Origin of the sequence: Mesorhizobium sp. M5C.F.Ca.IN.020.29.1.1, from assembly GCF_003997375.1 — a bacterium.
In the GTDB taxonomy this organism is placed as follows: Bacteria; Pseudomonadota; Alphaproteobacteria; order Rhizobiales; family Rhizobiaceae; genus Mesorhizobium; species Mesorhizobium wenxiniae.
This window is the reverse complement of sequence record NZ_RZSW01001026.1, coordinates 1-1,010: the sequence shown is the minus strand read 5'-3', so window position 1 is coordinate 1,010 and position 1,010 is coordinate 1. Positions and strand designations below refer to the sequence as shown.

Below are 1,010 nucleotides of genomic sequence, written 5' to 3'. Positions count from 1 at the left end.
CAGCAAATGCGCGAGGCCGAGGCCCGTCGGCTTGCCGAGGAAGAGGCCCGCCGCCGGGAAGAGGAAGCGCGATTGGCGGAGGAGGAACGCAAGCGCAAAGAGCAGGAAGAAAAGGAGCTGTGGGAGCGGCTTCGCTCGAACCAGATCGTCACCGACGGGGACCAGGACGCCCCGGCCGGCGAAGCGGCGCCGGCCATTGCGGGCGACGGGCAGCCCGTTCCTGTTCCTGGGGCAGACCTGGACCCCAACAAGGCGTTCCTCGCCCAGGCCGAGGTCAGTCGGAACGCTCAGGCGACGGCGACGAAGAACTACCGCACGGATGCCCTGATCGCAGAGGGCACCATGATCCGCGGGTTTCTTGAAACGGCCATCAACACGGACCTGCCCGGCATGGTCCGTGCGGTTGTTCGCGAGGATGTCTATTCGCTTGACGGCCGCCGCGTGTTGATCCCGAAAGGATCCCGACTGACCGGCGAATACAAGTCCGGCATTGCTCGCGGCCAAACGCGCGTCTTCATCGTCTGGAACCGGATGATCCGGTCCGACGGCGTGTCGGTCAACATCGGTTCGCCTGGCGCTGACAGCCTCGGCCGTGGCGGCATGGCCGGTCGGGTCGATCGGCATTGGCTGGAGCGCTTCGGCTCGGCGATTGTGCTGTCGATCGTTGGCGGTGCGACGGAATACCTTTCGGGGCTCGCCGACCCGAGCGGCGGCCGGCGCCAAGAGACCATAACTCGCGTCGATCCTATCACTGGCGAGGTGACGACGATCACGATCGATCCGGAGCGGACAGAAGAGGAAGCCCGTCAGATCGCGATCGAACGCTCCGCAAGCACAATGACCGAATTGGCCAAGGGAGCCTTCGGGGATTCGCGCAACATCCCGCCGACGATCTATGTCGATCAGGGGACGTCGGTGATCGTTTTTGTACGGCGCGATCTCGATTTTTCTGAGCTCTATGCCGATCCGGTCCAGGAAGAGCTGGCAAGGCCGAAACGCGGCGGCAAACC

General features: G+C 64.5%; 1 protein-coding gene. It reads left to right on the top strand.

The genetic code is table 11. The features are described 5' to 3' along the window. On the top strand, window positions 1–1,010 hold a 1,010-nt coding region (gene virB10 / locus EOA85_RS35955), incomplete at both ends, for a type IV secretion system protein VirB10 (protein ID WP_164760168.1).